General features: G+C 57.7%; 13 protein-coding genes. 1 reads left to right on the top strand and 12 read right to left on the bottom strand.

The features are described 5' to 3' along the window. Nucleotides 1-47 precede the first annotated feature (47 nt). From fliG to CA948_RS01915, 9 genes are all read right to left on the bottom strand, one after another. On the bottom strand, nucleotides 48-1,058 hold the full coding sequence (gene fliG, locus CA948_RS01875) for a flagellar motor switch protein FliG (protein WP_094196131.1): 1,011 nt from the start codon (nucleotides 1,056-1,058) through the stop codon (nucleotides 48-50). Further along, nucleotides 1,045-2,769 carry a flagellar basal-body MS-ring/collar protein FliF gene (gene fliF / locus CA948_RS01880; protein ID WP_094196132.1) on the bottom strand — a complete coding sequence of 575 codons (1,725 nt, stop codon included), beginning with the start codon at nucleotides 2,767-2,769 and terminating at the stop codon, nucleotides 1,045-1,047. Before fliF ends, fliG begins: the two co-directional genes overlap by 14 nt. 113 nt (nucleotides 2,770-2,882) lie before the next feature. Beyond that, the gene (gene fliE, locus CA948_RS01885) at nucleotides 2,883-3,218 is read right to left on the bottom strand and encodes a flagellar hook-basal body complex protein FliE (RefSeq protein ID WP_094196133.1); all 336 of its coding nucleotides are present in this window, start codon (nucleotides 3,216-3,218) and stop codon (nucleotides 2,883-2,885) included. 142 nt (nucleotides 3,219-3,360) lie between these two features. Further along, nucleotides 3,361-3,681, bottom strand: coding sequence for an EscU/YscU/HrcU family type III secretion system export apparatus switch protein (locus CA948_RS01890; protein ID WP_108727150.1), 321 nt, complete (start codon nucleotides 3,679-3,681; stop codon nucleotides 3,361-3,363). Then, on the bottom strand, nucleotides 3,671-4,960 hold the full coding sequence (locus tag CA948_RS01895) for a flagellar hook-length control protein FliK (protein WP_108727151.1): 1,290 nt from the start codon (nucleotides 4,958-4,960) through the stop codon (nucleotides 3,671-3,673). The genes CA948_RS01890 and CA948_RS01895 overlap by 11 nt, the downstream gene beginning before the upstream one ends. Further along, a complete protein-coding gene (locus CA948_RS01900; protein WP_108727152.1) occupies nucleotides 4,957-5,292 on the bottom strand; it encodes a flagellar protein FliT in 336 nt (111 codons plus the stop codon). Before CA948_RS01900 ends, CA948_RS01895 begins: the two co-directional genes overlap by 4 nt. Nucleotides 5,293-5,370: 78 nt before the next feature. Continuing rightward, nucleotides 5,371-5,802: a flagellar export chaperone FliS gene (fliS, locus tag CA948_RS01905; protein ID WP_094196137.1), complete on the bottom strand. Its 432-nt coding sequence runs from the start codon at nucleotides 5,800-5,802 to the stop codon at nucleotides 5,371-5,373. Nucleotides 5,803-5,808: 6 nt separating this feature from the next. Beyond that, nucleotides 5,809-7,194 carry a flagellar filament capping protein FliD gene (fliD, locus tag CA948_RS01910; RefSeq protein WP_108727153.1) on the bottom strand — a complete coding sequence of 462 codons (1,386 nt, stop codon included), beginning with the start codon at nucleotides 7,192-7,194 and terminating at the stop codon, nucleotides 5,809-5,811. 89 nt (nucleotides 7,195-7,283) lie between these two features. After that, nucleotides 7,284-7,685 (bottom strand): flagellar protein FlaG, encoded by a 402-nt coding sequence (locus CA948_RS01915; RefSeq protein ID WP_230018696.1) that lies wholly within the window; start codon nucleotides 7,683-7,685, stop codon nucleotides 7,284-7,286. Nucleotides 7,686-7,923: 238 nt separating this feature from the next. Here CA948_RS01915 and CA948_RS01920 point away from each other — a divergent pair, with 238 nt between their 5' ends. Then, nucleotides 7,924-8,685, top strand: a complete 762-nt coding sequence (locus CA948_RS01920; protein ID WP_108727154.1) for an RNA polymerase sigma factor FliA — start codon at nucleotides 7,924-7,926, stop codon at nucleotides 8,683-8,685. A 74-nt stretch (nucleotides 8,686-8,759) separates the two neighbouring features. Here CA948_RS01920 and CA948_RS01925 read toward each other — a convergent pair whose 3' ends face one another. From CA948_RS01925 to CA948_RS01935, 3 genes are all read right to left on the bottom strand, one after another. Continuing rightward, nucleotides 8,760-11,912, bottom strand: a complete 3,153-nt coding sequence (locus CA948_RS01925; RefSeq protein ID WP_159086094.1) for an O-linked N-acetylglucosamine transferase, SPINDLY family protein — start codon at nucleotides 11,910-11,912, stop codon at nucleotides 8,760-8,762. Between the two features lie 158 nt (nucleotides 11,913-12,070). After that, nucleotides 12,071-13,147, bottom strand: a complete 1,077-nt coding sequence (locus CA948_RS01930; RefSeq protein WP_108727156.1) for a FliC/FljB family flagellin — start codon at nucleotides 13,145-13,147, stop codon at nucleotides 12,071-12,073. A gap of 420 nt (nucleotides 13,148-13,567) precedes the next feature. Then, a complete protein-coding gene (locus CA948_RS01935; RefSeq protein WP_238988631.1) occupies nucleotides 13,568-15,709 on the bottom strand; it encodes a PhoX family protein in 2,142 nt (713 codons plus the stop codon). Between the last annotated feature and the right edge of the window lie 13 nt (nucleotides 15,710-15,722).

Below are 15,722 nucleotides of genomic sequence, written 5' to 3' on the forward strand. Positions count from 1 at the left end.
GGACCGTACGGGTTTGGGCGGGTAAGCACTGCCCAAACGGGGCCGTCTTAGACATACTCGTCCCCACTTAGGCCACCCAGCGTAATCTGACCGGCTTCGGCCAGACGACGGGCCACCTGCACAATGGCTTTTTGCTCTTGCTCCACCTTGGACATGCGGATCGGGCCTTGGGCGTCGATGTCTTCGCGCAGCATTTCGGCGGCACGGTTGGACATATTGCGGAAGAACTTGTCGCGCAACTCCTCGGGCGCACCTTTCAGGGCAATGGTCAATGCAGAGGTTTCGATTTCCTTGAGCAACAACTGGATGGCAATGTCTTCCACATCGGCCAGGTTCTCGAATACGAACATCTCGTCCACGATGCGCTGGGTCAGGTCCGCGTCCATGCTGCGCAAGCTGGTCAGCACGGACTCTTCCAGGTTGGCGTTCATGTAGTTCAGCATCTCCGCTGCTGTGCGCGGGCCACCCATCTTGCTGCGTTTGGCGCCCTGACCCGACAGCATGCCGTTCAGCACTTCGGTCAGCTCGTTCAGGGCAGTGGGCTGTACGCCACCAAACGTGGCAATACGCAGGACCACATCATCGCGCAAACGATCCGGAATGTAGCCCAGAATGTCGGCAGCGCGATCACGCTCCAGATGCACCAGAATCGTGGCAATAATTTGGGGGTGTTCGTCGGCAATCAGCTCGGCCACGCTGGACGCATCCAGCCAGTTCAGGGCATCAATACCACTGCTGCTGCCTTCGCCGTTCTCCAGCAAGTCCTCGATCAGACCTGCGGCTCGGTCCGAGCCCAGAGCCTTGTTCAGTACGGAGCGGATGTAGGCATTGGAGTCCAGCGCCACCGCCATGAACTGGTCGGCTTCCTGGCGAAAGCTCTCCAGAGCATCGTCCATATCGGCACGGGTCAGTTGCTTTAAGGACGCCATGGCGGTACTGAGCTGCTGTACCTCACGAGGCGAGAGGTGGCGAAACACCTCGGCGGCGGCATCTTCCCCCAAGGACATCATCAAAATCGCACTGCGTTCGATGGAATCGTCCGGTTTAGCCGTTTTCATTTTTTTCATCTTTGTTTAACCAGGAGCGCAACACCATAGCCACAGCGCGTGGATCATCGTGAGCCATCGTGCGGGCGGTGTTCAGATTCTCTTCGTAGCGGCTCATCTCAGCGGCACGTTGTTCGGCGGCCTGCTCGCGAGCGGATTCCTCTTTCTGGCGTTCGACGCGCGCGTCAGCGACCGCCTTGGCCTGGATCAGGCCCTGGATGATGGGGTTGATGACGATGCGCCACGCCATGAACAAAATGAATGCAAAGACTAGATATTTGACCAGTTCCATGGCGAGCTCGCGGTACTCCGGATTTTTCCAGAAGGGGGTATCAATATCGCCTTGCTCGTTGAACTGTCCGTTCACCACGCTCAGGCTATCGCCTCGTTCAGCCGAATAACCAACGGCTTGCTTGACCAGATCGCTGATCTTGTCCAGTTCTGCCTGATCCAGCGGCTGCTTGTCCTTGTCCGTATCACGGTAGTTCACCACCACGGCCACCGACAGGCGGTTTAATTGGCCCAAGGGACCTTTGACGTGGCTGATGGTGCGATCCACTTCGTAGTTCACGGTGGAGTCGTTACGCGCATTGCCGGTGTTTTGCAGCAAGCGGGCTTGCTCGGCCAGGGATACCAGCGACGGGTCTGTACCGGCAGCCGTCGCGTTCGCGGCATTGGCCGTTTGTGTTGCCGCATTGGCCGGGTCGGCCGCAGGAGCCTGGGGCTGATTGGGCGCGGCAGGCGGGTTCACCAGATTGGCGACGGCATTATTGGGGGCCTGATTGCTCAAAGCGCCGGGTACGCCCTGAGGCTGTTGCGGATTGCGCTGCAGGGACGAACTGGTCTGCTGGCTACGCACTGCGGCCTGGCCGGGCAGCTGGTTGGGCTTGTAGACCTCGGAGGTGTGTTCGCGGCGCGAGAAGTCCACTTCGGCGGTAACTTGCGCACGGACGTTGCCGGCACCGACCAGGGGGTTCAGCAAGGTCAGAATACGTTGGACGGCGCGGTATTCAATATCGTTTACAAAATTGCGTTGCTGATTATCAGCGCCCATCTCACCGGTGGGCGCTGTCAGCAAGCGGCCATTCTGGTCAATGATGGAAACCTTGTCGGCCTGCAGATTGGGTACGCTGGAAGAGATCAGCCAACTGATGGCGGAAACCTGGCCCTCGCTCAGGTCACGGCCTGGGTACAGCGACAGCACGACAGAGGCGGTGGGAGACTGACGATCGCGCACAAACAAGGTTTCACGTGGCATGGCCAGGTGAACACGCGCTTCCTTGACGGCATGCACGGCCTTGATGGAGTTAGCCAGTTCGCCTTCCAGGGCCCGCTGATACGTCACTTGTTCGGTGAACTGGCTGGCGCCAAAACGGCTTTGATCGAGCAGCTCGAAACCGGCATTGCCGCTGCGTGGCAGACCTTGCGAGGCCATTTGCATACGCACATCGTGCACACGATCCTGCGGCACCAAAATGGCGGTGCCGTTGCTGTTGAATTGGTAAGGCACGTTCATCTGGCCCAGGGCCGAGACAATCGCACCGCCATCGCGGTCGTCCAGGTTGGAGAACAGAACCTGGTAAGCAGGCCCACGGCTCCACAGCAAGAGGGCGACAATCAGAGCAATCAGTGCGGCACCCAGCCCGATCAGCACCACTTTGGGTAGGGTGCGTAGCGTGTCGTAGCCAGGGAGTTTGTTCAGCAACTGTGCGGTCTGACTCATGGATGACCTTGGTGAGGCAGAGGCAGGGTTCTGCATGGAATCAGGGGAGTTCAAATCAGGGCGTGCTCAGGCAGCATTAAGGAAAGGGCGGCGGGTACGAAAGAATCAGGCACTTATACCGGCATACTGGCAATTTCTTGGTAGGCAGCCACTAAGCGGTTGCGTAACTGAACGGTGGCCTGAAAACCGACGCTGGCTTTTTGCAGGTCTATCATCACGTCATTCAAAGAAACGCCGGGCTCGCCCATTTCAAAGGCCTGGGCCTGGGCGCTGGCTTCATTTTGCGCCTGGGACACCCGGTTCAAAGAGCGTGCCAGCTCGGCGGCAAAGCCACCGGGGGCGGCGCTGCTGGCCGAGGAGGACACAGAACTGGAAGCCCCGGCCGCTTGCGCGACTGCGCGCATCTGGGCCAAAAGGTTTTCAATGCTGGAAAGATTGGAAATCGACATATTCGCTTGCCAGAAAGTCAGGATAGGCCACGCGCACAGGTGTGGGCAGCTTGCCGTGCTTAATGTAACGGGTAGAAGGCCAGGCTAAGCAGGGTATCTAAGCCCAAAAACAGGGGCTTTTCAGCCCTTATAAACAAGGGCATCAAGGTTTGGATGCGTCGTGCAAGGCCTGCAAGGCTTGTGTAGCCTGGGGATGGCCCTGTTCCAGGGCGTAGAGCCAGGCCAGCAACTCGGCCACGGCTTGATAGAGCTGAGGGGGAATGTGGCGGTCCAGATCCACCTGCATCAGCAGGCCGACCAGCTCGGGGGACTCGTGTACATACAGATTGTGCTCGCGCGCGGTTTCGATGATTTTCTCGGCCAGCGTGCCATAGCCTTTTGCCACCACCCGTGGTGCGCCGTCCTGAGGGTCGTAGCGCAAGGCCAGCGCCTGTGGGCGAGGGGTCGGGACATCATGGCTCATCGGGTACGTCCTGCGGCAGGTTCGGGTCGGCTTCAATTTGCAGTTGACTCAGGAACAGGCCCTGGTCTTGCAAGCGCTCGCGCAAGGGCAGGCTGTTTTCGCCCAGATAATCTGCACACTGATCGGCCTGGATATGAACCAGCAATTGCTGATTTAGGAGATTGAGCCGCAAGGTGATTGCCCCCAGGGTGGGCAGATTCAGTTGCAAGGTGCTGGACCAGTGCTCAGTTTCTTCCTCTGATTGGGCTTGGTGTCGTTGCACGGCCCAGTTCATGTCGGCATCCGGCCAGGCTTGACCCTGCCATTGCAGATTCTGGTGGGCCAGCGTGTCCAGTTGCTGCCGCACCAGCAGGCTATTGGCTGGGTCCTGAGTATTCGTCTGGGCTTGAGTCGTGTGGTTTGTGCCCGTGTTGGCTTCAGCCACGGGACGATGCAGGTTTTGTGGCTCTTGCTGCAGTTGTCCTACGTTGCGTTGTCCAAAGTGCAGATCACTTAGGTGGGACTCGTAAAACAGCCCGCTCTGTTGCAGGGCTTGCGGCAAGGCTTGGGTGAAATGCTGGGCCAGTGCGGCGGTGCTGCCGGTGGGCAGTGCGCTATGCGCTGTGGCGCCTGTGGCCGGTGTTCCGGTGCCGGGCATGCCTGTGGGTGACGCTGTTCCAGTGGCATTGGTGCCTGCTGTGCTTGCGCTGGCAGAGCTTGCGTTGGCGCCACCTGTTGCGGCGCTGCCGGGCAAGGGCAGTCTTTGTTGGTCCAGGGTCGCGATGGTACTGGCGGTGTTCTGGGTGGAGCCTGCACGTGCTCCTGCCTGGGAGTCAGCGCCGGGGCGCGCGGATTCATTCCCGTCTGTTTGCACGCCGGGGCGGCCGGGTAATAAGGCGTGTCGTCCCTGGATGGCTGGGGCACGGTCCGGGAAGCGCTCCAGCAAGGACAAAATCAATTGGGCCGTGCGCCCCAAAGTTGTGGGGGCCGAGCTGGTGGTGGCCGTGTTAGGGCCACGCGCATTGACGCTGGGATCTGTCGAGGTTTGACCCTGTTGAGTACGCAGATTCCGGCTGTCGCGGCCCTGTGTGTGGGCGCGGGCTTGATCGACACTTTGGCGTTGATCGCGAGCGGTTTGGTTCTCAACGCGCTCGGGGCGTTGGCTGCCCGGTGTTTGGCTGATCGCATCTGGGCGGGCGCCCGTGGCAATATTGCTTTGCTGTCCGGTGCTGATACCCAAAACGGCATCGAGCCGTTGAATAAGCAGCGTCCCCAAAGGGGAGGGGCCGCCTACGCTCATGGAAGGACGCTAGGCGTGTAATACGCTTGCAAAACGGTCTGCTGGCGCTTCATATTGCCCAGCAACGCACCCAGGCGGCCCAGTTCAGGGGTGGCCAGATGGCGGATCTGGGCATCGTCTTCCAGAATCTGGGTCAGCAACTGACGGCGTGCCTGTTTCTCAGTGATAGACAGGTCTTCCATGTTCTTGAGCTTTTCTACGGCGAGCTGATAGTGTTCGGACTGCTCAAACACATCCTCCCAGCGTGCCATTTGGGCAAGCTCCAGCATGTGACGGGTGATGCTGGCGATAATTTGATATTGATCGACGATCGGGTTAGAGGTCTCGCTCATGTTCGTACCAGGCGCTAAAGGCGCAAAGGAGGTTGGAGGTGCAGGTCAGAAATAGAGTCTGTCCTGTGAACCTCGGGGTCAAGCTGGTTGCTTGGCACGTTGGGTATCAACATTGCTGCGCCAGGCATCGGCAATATCGGTCAGTAAACGCTCGGCCAGCGCCAGCTTTTCCGCGTCATTGCGAAGATTGGCCAGCATCAGGTTATGCAAGATCAGATCGTAGGTGGCAACTAGATTGCGCGCCAGTTCTCCGCCCTTTTCAGTATCGACCGCCATTTTCAGGCCGCTATCGACAATATCAATAGCCTTCGATAAAGACTGCCCCCGCCCGGCAATATTGCCCTGTTCCATATGCAGGCGTGCTTGCAGCATGGCGGTGCGCGCACCGTTAAAGAGCAGGGTAATCAGATGCTCGGGGCTTGCGCTCAGGACCTCGGTTTCCAGACCTACTTGAGCGTAGGCGCGGACCGATTGTTGGCCAAAGCGACGGGAAGGGGCAGGATAGCTCATAGGGGTTTATTTGTTGCTGTTCATATTGCCCAGCATGGATAACTGCTGGCTCAGGTAGTTACTGGTGCCTTGCATGCGGTTGATCATGACGTCCAGTTGGACAAACTGTTTGCGATAGGCCTCGATCTTGTTTTCAATGCGCTGGTCGGCGGCATCAAACTGATCCTGCAGTCTTTTGCCGACCTTTTCGGCGCCTTCCTGGACATTGTCAATGCGGCCGCCTTTTTTGATGAACTCGTCCGCAGCGGCATGGACACGACCGGCAATACCTTGTTCGCCAAGGAACATGTTCTTGACGTCCGCCATATTGGTTTTCAGGACTTCAGTCAGCTTTTTCTCATCCAGCTGCAAATCGCCCGTTTTGGGGTCGACGGTAATACCCAGGCCAACCATGGAGCGGATCTGGCCTTCGCCAGGGACAAAGCCCAGCGTGGCATCACGCATGGCGTTTTGCGCTTCACGAGCCATGGAGTCGCCCGTCAAGGCAGCGCCTTTTTTCAGATCGACGTTATAGGCAGTCAGGGAACGAATGGCATTGTTGAATTTGTTGTACGCTGCCACATAGTCTTTCACCGCATTAAGGGCTACACCGTCGTCTTTGGCAACCTCTACATTGATGGGATCCTCACCCGCCTTGTTCAGGGTGATTTCCAGCCCTTCAATGGTGTTTTTCAAGGTGTTGCTCTGGCTGGTGATGGCAATGCCGTTCACCGTCAGTTTGGCGTTGGTCGCCTTGGTCTGCTCAAAGCCGCTGGCAGCCGGGTCGCTGGCATCCACGTTGAGCACGGCGGCCAAGTCGTCGTTGCCCTCAACGTTAATGGTGCTGATCGAGGCCGCTTCACCGGTCGCCTCGGCTGACAGTTGCAGACGATATGGCTCGCTTGGGTTGCCCGTATTGATAATGGTGGCTTTCATCCCCAGTTCGGCATCGGCGTTGATGGCGTTCATCACACCTTGCAGGGACGTGTCCTTGCCCTTCATGTCCAGCGTGTGTTCTTTGCCATTGGCCAGGCGAACCGTAATTTTTCCACCCTCGCCAATTGCACTGTCGCGCGAACCATGAGCGGCCGCCGTCAGGGTCTGGCGAGTGGCCAGATTGTCGACTTTGATGACGTACTGGCCGGGTGCTGCGTTGGCCTTGCCGGTGATTTGGATGTTTTCGCTGTTGGCGGTCACTTTCACCGCGCCAAACGAGTCTTCCGAAAGAGCTTTGGTGGCCGACTGCAGCTCACCCAGACTGCTTTTGAGTTGGCCATAGGCCGAGATCTTGTTGGTATTGGCAATCTGGCGGTTCTGGATGACAGCAAGGCTCTTCTTTTCCGTGGTTCGCAAGTTTTCCAGCAGCTCGTCCAGCTTCAGGCCAGAGCCCACGCCAATTGAAGAAATAGCCATATCAAATACTCCTGTAGTGTCCTATTTTGTCGCGGATATGCCGCGCGCAAAGCCCATGTCAATGGGAAGTTTCGATGCCAGTTTGGTTTTTAAACCTTCACGCTGACCGCGTTGCCCTGCAGTTGAACGATCATTTTGGCAATCTGGATCACGGCGTCGGACGGTACGGTGCGCAGGACCTCGCCGGTCGTGTTGTCCACGATCGAGACCACCAGACGTTGCGCCTCGTCATCCATATTGAAGCGAATCCCGGTGGACCAGGCCTGCAGGGAATCGTTGATCTGGTCCAGCGTGTCGTCCAGTGAGTTGACCATGCCAGGCACGGGTTCCTGTTTATCGGGCCAGCGCTGCTGCAACTGGGTATCGGTACTGCTTTCCTTGATGGGGGTCACCGTGGTGGCCGCCGAAGGCATAGGGGTGCCAGGGTTTTGCTCTACAGGAGAAACCGGGGGCACCAAGGCCGTCGTTTGAGATGAAACAGAGTTAATCATGACATCACTCCAGAAGGGGCTTGGTGGCAGGCCGCGAAAGTAAGGCAGGGCTTGGCACCTTTAACGCTCCAATTACGGCACCTTGGCGCGTATCTTTAGGCGGTATTTCGGTTTTCAAGCGCATCCATCCCGTTTAAAGCCTGAATAAGATGGCGAAAGACAGTTTGATTTGGGGACTGTGTGGCAGGGGCGACAGGCAAAATAGTCCCATCTTTATTGTCCGGATTCGTGCCCGTCCATGCCTCGTTCAGAAGACGTCCTGGTTGAGCAGTACGCCCCACTGGTGCGCCGCCAGGCGCTTCAGCTTGTGTCGCGCCTGCCCCCCAGTGTGGAGCTGGATGATCTGATGCAAGCGGGCATGATGGGCCTGCTCGATGCCGTACGCCGCTACCAGGTGGTGGCCGAGGCTCAGTTTGAAACCTATGCCGTGACCCGTATCCGTGGGGCCATGCTGGACGAATTACGCAGTCAGGACTGGTTGCCACGCAGTGTGCGCACCAAAGCTCGTCAGATTGAAGTGGCCGTCAGCACCTTGCGTCAGGAGCTGTTGCGCGAGCCCACCGAGTCGGAAATTGCCCAAGCCCTGTCCATGAGCATGGACGATTATTACGAGCTGCTGGACGAGGCAGTGGGGGTTCAGGTGATTCACTACGAAGACCTGAAACGCCATGCTGACCCATCAGCCGATGCGCTGGAGTTTCTGGAGGACAATTCGCGGGAGCAGGCATACTTTGACAACCCGCTGAACCTGTTGACCTCCCAGGGGCTGCGACAAGCCTTGATTACCGCCATCGATCAACTGCCCGAGCGTGAAAAACTGCTTTTTGCGCTGCAATTCGAGCAAGACTTGAACCAGAAAGAAATCGCGCTGGTGCTGGGGGTGACCGAAGGTCGGGTGTCTCAACTTCGTAGCCAGGCCGTGGCCCGTATCCGTGCCAGTCTGGCAAAAGACAAGTGGGACGCTATTTCTGACAGTGCTGAGTTTCAGGTGCTTCTGTAAGCGTTTTCTGATTTTTTAGTGATAGTCGATCTGGCCTTTCCCGCCCTTGTCGTGCGGGAAAGGCCAGATTTGTTTTAGCGGTAGTCTTGCTGGAAGTTGGTTTTGACGGTGTTCAGCCGCTCCCGGTTGATGTTGGCCTTGATTTTGAACAGGCCCGCTGTTTCAACGGTTTTCTCGGCGTCCAGGAATTCCAGAACTGGCTTGTAGAAATCGCGGTTCCAGAAGTCATGGATGAAGATCCGTGCCGAGGTGGGATCTCCCTTCTCCAGTACGTAGTCAATGCTCTCTAGCGTGCTGGCCACGCGGAAGCGGCCATCGACCAGGATCAGATCAAAGGGCAGGTCCTGGGTGTGGATGGAGCGGCTGTAGTGGGGGAATTGATCTGCGGCACGTAGATCAACGGGGTAGCCCCATTCTCGGGTGGGGCCGATATCAACGTGATTGACCTTGCAGGCCTGGCCGACTTCAGCGTGCAGTTGTTCCAGCCAGCGGCGGTCGCTTTCTACGCCATGCACATTCAGACCCATGCTGGCAGCCAGCTTGGTCGAGCCGCCACTACCAAATTCGTAGTAATGCTGGGCCTGATCCAGGCAAGACTCAAAAAACTCGATCTCGGCAGCCGTCATGGCCGGGATATCGGGAATCGTCATGCTGGGCAGATTGCGCAAGCGGGCTTGCCGCAGGTACTGCTCGGCTTTGGGGTGCTGATGCTGTGTCAGCAAGCGCTGGGCGTAATCGTGCGCCCCAAAGTAGGCGTGCAGGATAAAGGCCAGTTTTTCCAGGCGTTCGAGGGGAAGGTCTTGCGTGTTGCGCGGCAAGAACAGGGCAATGGCTGAATGGATGCGGCTGCCGCTGTGGCTTTCCTTGAGCTGCTCGTCGGTGTAGCCACTTTCACAGTCAAAGGCCATCAGCGTGTAGAACTCCAGGCCATGCGGTGCCAGCAGGTCCCGAGCCTGGGACAAGTCCAGTTGCTGGGCATCACCTGGGGCAAAATGTACCTTGATGGAAACGGCCAGGGCCTGCTCCAGCGTACGAGCCGCATGGCTGAGCAAAGCGTGATTGTCGTAGTTGTCGGCCAGCATCAGCCAATCAATGGGTGCATCTCGTTCCAGATCATCTAGTCGGATGGACGTCAGATCGAACTGAGCCAGCTCCTGGCTAGCGTTCATGACGGGAGGCAAGGTGCCGCTTTGCCGGTTGTCCAGACGGGCCTGGAAGCTGACAGCGCCGCCATGCCCCAGCACCGCTTGCTGGACGATTTGCAGTCGGTTGCGATTCAGGGGAAGAAGCAGGTCCTGAGTGGTCGCGGCCGGATCAAAGCAGATGACATGCAAAGCCCCGGTTTCATAGAGCTGCTCGAACTTGGCGTCCTGCAGCAAACGTGCACCGTGATCAATAAGCACCACCGGGCTCTTTAGTTCGAAATTGAAGTCCTGATCGTCATCGGCCTTTGGCAAGGGTACGGCAAGCGAGGCGCTTTCCTGGTCTTCAAAGCGAACTTGATGGTCTGCCTGGATGCCAAGCGCGGCAGGGGCGACACCGTCGCAGTGACGTTGCCAGATCGCACGCAATCCCTGACGTAAGGATTGAGCAAAAGAGTCGTGATCGCAGACTGGAGAATTCAGGAACACCTGGCGCATTTCGCTGCGCAAGGAGGCCAGCAGGGCGTGATCCTGAGCCAGCAGGCAGGCCAAGGACACGTAGTGATCCCAGGACTGGGCAACCAACTGCGGATACCCGGCGTTGCTGATGTGGCTGGTGGAGTGGCGGCTGGCAAAGGTGGGGCCGGGCAGGGTGATGACCGGCACACCCATCAACATGGATTCCAGCGTGGTCAGACCACCGGAGAAGGGCCAGGGGTCCAGAGTGATGTCTACTCGGTTATAGGTTCTGAGTAGCTCGCGATGATTGGACTGGCCTTCAAAGTCCAGGCGCTCGGGATCAATGCCTTGAGCTTGGAAACCGTCCTTGATGCGCTGTTTGAACTCTTCGCCTTCGTACAAAGAGCCTTTGAGCAGTAGGCGGGCATCGGGTACGGCTTTCAAAATAGCGGCCCAAGCCTCAATGGTGGGCGCATTGATCTTGTTGGCATTGTTAAAGCAGCCAAACGTGATGTGGCCATTTTCGCTCAAGGGGGCTGGGCCTACCTCGGGAACATAGAACGGAGGGGTATAGCTGATGTAGCCGTTGGGCATGCGTATCAGCTTTTCCGTGTAGTCCGAGTCTGTTCCCTCGGGGCTCTCGAAGCGGTCCGAGATCAGGTAGTCGATATAGTCCAGGCCCATGGAGTTGTTCAGGCCGCCTACCCATTTCACGATGAGCGGGGCGGGTTTCATGGACAGCATGCGCAGCCGGGTGCCTTTGTGATAGCCACTCATGTCGATCAGAATATCAATCCGGTCGCGACGGATTTGCTGATTGAGCTGATCATCGCTTAATGCAGCAATTTCGCGCCAGGCGTGGCATTGTTCACGAAATTGCGCGGTGAGATCGTCGGGCTTGTCGGTGCTGCTGTAGGCGTACAGCTTGAATTCTTTCTTGGGCAGACAAGTTAGCGAGCCGCTGGTCATGCGAATGACGGGATGATTGCTAAAGCCATCGGATAGCAAGCCGATACGCAGTGTGCGGCCGGGCAGGCGACGTGTGTCTGCTGCTGCGCGCATGGGGTAGGCAAACCGCTTTTGCCAGTCTTGTTGCAGTTGAGCAATAGCGGCCAGATCCAGATTCGGGTTGAAGTGCTCGTCGGTAATGACCTTGCCCAGAATCAAAGCGTTCTTGGGGTCCTGGCGATGGGCCTGGCGCAGCAGCTTGCGCGAACCCTCCAGATCACCGCGTTTTGCATGCAGCTCGGCCAGTTTGAACCAGGCTACCGCGCTGGGCTTTTGCTTGATTTCCTCTTCCAGCAAGGTTTGGGCGGCCGCATAGTCTCGGCAAGCCACGTAGACGTCCACCGCCAGATCGCGTGCAGTCAGATCTTTTGTCAGTTTGAGCCGGGGCAGGTAGCTACGTGCATCCTGGGGGCGTTTCTCGTTGATCAGCGCCTTGATGATGAGCGACAGGCTGGCCTGGTGCTCGGGGTGTTGGGCAAGCAGCGCTTCCAGAACGGGAATGGCGGCACAGAATTGGCTGCTATTGAATAACTGGAGGGCGTCTTGGTAGCGCGTATCAGGGGACGCAGAGCGGTCAGAGGAGGACATGGCGTAGTAGGAAGCTGAAGTCTCGTTCAAATCTGGCTAGCATACCGGCCACGCTTGAGGGTCAATGCGTGAAATAAACCGGTTTTTCAGGTCTTTGGCCCAAAAAAAACCGGATATTGCAGGCAATATCCGGTTTTGGGGCAACTGGCCGACAAAATGAATCTGTCGGCCCGGTGTGCAGCAGCTGATTAACGCAGCAGCGACAGAACCGTTTGTGGAACTTGGTTGGCCTGGGCCAGAACCGATGTACCAGCTTGTTGCAGGATCTGAGCACGAGTCATGTTGGAGACTTCGACAGCGTAGTCGGCGTCTTCAATGCGCGAACGCGAAGCAGACAGGTTGGTAACCGTGTTGTTCAGGTTGGCGATGGTGGACTCGAAACGGTTTTGCACAGCACCCAGGTCGGAGCGCAGGTTGTCCACGTCCTGGATAGCGGCGTCGATCGATGCCAAAGGAGCAACCAGCGACAGTGTTTCTTTGTCGGTCACTTCAGCGCCACGAGCCACAGCGATGGTGTTGGTTGTCGCGTTGGCGGTCATGGTGCTCGCAGCGTATACCTTGCCTTCGTGCAGGATGTAGTTGGTGGAAGTTGCACCTGTGGTCTGAGTCAGAACAGTACCACCGCCAGCGGCGTTAACCACGGTGTCGGCGTTACCCATTTCAGCAGGAACGGCTGTGCTGGTGGTGCCCGAAGCAGCTTTCATTTCGAACTTGGTAGCATCGAATTTCTTGGCCAGCTTGGAAACGTCCAGATCTTTCAGGTTCAGCGTTTCGGAGTCGATCTTTTTCAGGTTAACCGAGATGGTTTCACCGTCGTTAGCGCCAACCTGGATAGCCAGGGACTGGTCTTCGGCCAGTACTTTCACGCCGTTGAACTGAGTTTGTTCGGAAACGCGGTTGATTTCGGCCAGACGCTGGTTGATTTCAGCCTGGATCGAAGCCAAGTCGGTTTCGGAGTTGGTGCCGGTAGTCGCTTGCACGCTCAGGGTACGGATGCGCTGCAAGTTGTTGTTGATTTCGTTCAGCGAACCTTCGGTGGTCTGAGCGATAGAGATACCGTCGTTGGCGTTGCGGGCAGCTTGGGTCAGACCGTTCACGTTAGCGGTGAAGCGGTTGGCAATAGCCTGGCCGGCGGCGTCGTCTTTGGCGCTGTTGATGCGCAGGCCGGAGGACAGACGCTCGATGGCTTGACCCAGTGCGCCTTGCGATTTGCTCAGATTGCCTTGGGCAACGAGGGAAAGCGAGTTCGTATTGATAACAGACATGGTAACTCCCAATGTTGAGTAGAGCGGCGAAACGGTTTCGCCCTTTGCCCAGGAAAGCGTTGGCGTTCTGCTAGGCCCCAGGGGGCTGATCGCGCATTCGACACACTGCGTTCTTCCTGTACAGCACCATTAACGGAAGGGGCCAAAAACTCTTTAGGGGGCTGTTGAGAAAATTTTCTGCACTTTACCTTGACGCCTTGATAGCGGCGGCTTCAAGCTTTTCCCTGTCGGGTGCTTGGGGATGGGACAGAGATCTCTGGGCGGTAGCAGGCAATCAAGAGGTCTTGTTTGAATTGCGCTATCTACATAAAGAGGCAAACGTAAAAAAGCAAACGGGGCCATCTATTGACGGCCCCGCCTGGCAAAAATTGAGCAAAAAACGGAATCAGGTGGATTCAAGCCGCGAACCCACCTTTGTGTTTACACAGCAATAGGCTTACCATCCGCACGTTGAATTACCACGGTCGAAGAACGTGGACGCACCGTATCCATGCTGGCCACTGTTGCGTCATGGGTGTCATAGGCAGGCCAGTTCACTGGGTGCTGAATGTTCAGGAACAGGCTGGTGTGGTCGGGTGTCATGGAAAAGCCCGTGATTTCGGCTTCGTTTGGCCCCACGAAGAAGCGACGCAGATCGGACTGATTGTTGGCATTGATGGCCGGGCCAGTGCCCGAGCTGTCTGCTAGCGCGCCAGGGATAACGGCCAGCATCTGGTCGTTGGTGGCGCGGGCGACATTGTTCTTGCGACCGCCGTCAATACCGTTGTCGGTCTGAATCCACAAGATGCCACGGCTGTCGAAACCCAGACCGTCGGGGCTGGCCAACTGGTTCAGATCGGTCAAGCCAGAGCGGTTGGTCTCTGCGTCCGCACCCGAGTCCGAGCCGAATACGAAGATGTCCCACTTGAACTTGTTTGAACCGGGTTCGTCGTGCCAGCGAATAACGTGACCGTTGACGTTGTTCAGTCGCGGGTTGGCGGCGTTGGTGCCGGTCGACGCGTTGCGGCTGGTGTTGTTGGTCAGCGTCAGGTAGATATCGCCATTGCTGGGGTGGGTGGCCGTCCATTCGGGGCGATCCATTGGGGTGGCCCCCACAAAGTCGGCTGCGCCACGGGTATTGATCAGTATTTCTTCCAGGGTTTTGAACTTGTCAGACAAGGTGCCGCCATCTTTGCCTGGGGTGGTGCCTGTCAGTGCCAGCCATTCGCCCGAGCCGTCTTCGTTAAAACGGGCCACATACAGGGTGCCTTTGTCCAGATATTTCGCGCCCACGGCCAGACGGTCGGTGCGCTGGGCATCTTTCGGGTCCCAGTTGGCGTCAGATACGAAGCGGTAGACGTACTCAAAGCGCGAGTCGTCGCCGCTATAGAAAGCCAGGGGTTTGCCGGCCTCGGGTTTGCTGTAGGCGCAGCCCTCGTGCGCGAAACGCCCCATGGAGGTGCGTTTGGTGGCAATGCTGCTGGGGTCGTACGGGTCGATCTCGACCAGGTAACCAAAGCCGTTGACTTCATTGCGCCAGTCATCGGTGGCACTGGCGCCGGTTTCGGTTACGTTAAAGCGGGCGAATTCACCCAGGACTTCCGAAGGATCCTGGGCAGCCGTTTCCCACTTGTAGCGGCCAGTGGGGCCTGCCGATACGCCGACGCGCTGCTGGTGTGCGGGGCGATTGCCGGTGTTGACAAAGCAGGCCGCCCAGTTCTCTTCGGCGGTGATGTACGTGCCCCACGGTGTGGTGCCGTTACCGCAGTTATTGTTGGTGCCGCGCACCTGCGTACCATTGGGCGAGAAGGGGGTTTTGACCCAGTCCGTGCCGCCAATAGGGCCAGCCAGTTTCATGGCAGTGGCAGAGGTAAAGCGACGGTTGTAGCGCGAGTTCTGAACGATGTCCCAACGGCCATTGCTACGGCGAATATGGATGATGGCCACACCGTGGGCGTTGATTTCCTTGCGCACTTCCTCGGCCGGGCGCTTGCCATTGACCAATGTCGGACCATTAGGGTGCAGGGCTGTTGAGTCAATGTACTCGTGGTTGACGGCCAGCAAGCCCTCGGTAGAACTGCCCTCCAGCGGGAAAAAGTGCATGCCGTCATGGTGCATGCCCATGGAGTTGAGCAAGTCGTTGGAGCTGTTATTGCCGTTCTTGTCCCAGGGTAGGGCGTTGTCATTGATGGGCGTGCCCCAGGGAGCCAATACGTGGGCGATGTAGCCGGGGGGAACCACACAGCCGTCGGTCATGGAGGTAGGCAGGGATTCAAAACCCAGTTTGACGCTTGTTGGTGGTTCCGGATCAGGGCCAGGACCGGGGTTCGGCTTCTCGCCGCCACCGTTATCAGTGGAATTGCCACCTGTGCTGTTGCTGTCACAGCCTGCCAGGCCAAAGCTGGTCATGGTGGCCAGGGCAGCCGCCAAACCACCGCGCATCACGGCACGGCGTGACAGGCTTTTTTCCAGAATTTCACTGAAAGGGGTGTTCTGACTGACGTTACGTACTGTCTTGTCTGAGATATGTTTGCTCATAGTGATCAATAGCGCCAAGGCTGAGTTGTGGGGGGTAGCGCTCATGCTAGTGGCTCAA

This window comes from Alcaligenes aquatilis (assembly GCF_003076515.1).
Taxonomy (GTDB): Bacteria; Pseudomonadota; Gammaproteobacteria; order Burkholderiales; family Burkholderiaceae_B; genus Alcaligenes; species Alcaligenes aquatilis.